Source organism: Rhizobium ecuadorense (assembly GCF_001187535.1).
Lineage (GTDB): Bacteria > Pseudomonadota > Alphaproteobacteria > Rhizobiales > Rhizobiaceae > Rhizobium > Rhizobium ecuadorense.
In genome coordinates this window covers 1-214 of sequence record NZ_LFIO01000059.1, presented here as the reverse complement: position 1 = coordinate 214, position 214 = coordinate 1, and the positions used below count along the sequence as shown (strand labels likewise).

The following is a 214-nucleotide window of genomic DNA, read 5'->3' as shown; positions in this document are numbered from 1 at the left end:
GGGACGTGGGTGCGGACGAAAGCATAGGCTTCCGCCGATCCCTTGCCCAATTCGCCTGAGACCCCTCGCAGCTCGACGGCCTGTACCGAGGCGATCAGTTCGATGGCAGTGAGATAACGCAGGCGCTCGACGATCGCCTGCGTCTTTGCCAAAACGCTCGGAGCCATCGACGCCTGGTCTTCGACGCCATCGGCAACAGGAATGGGCGAAAGCG

At 62.6% G+C, this 214-nt stretch carries 1 protein-coding gene; it reads right to left on the bottom strand.

Translation table 11 applies throughout. From position 1 onward, the window contains the following. Positions 1 to 214 (bottom strand): aromatic amino acid lyase (locus tag AF337_RS02470; RefSeq protein WP_160320230.1); only part of this gene is annotated, 214 nt, incomplete at both ends.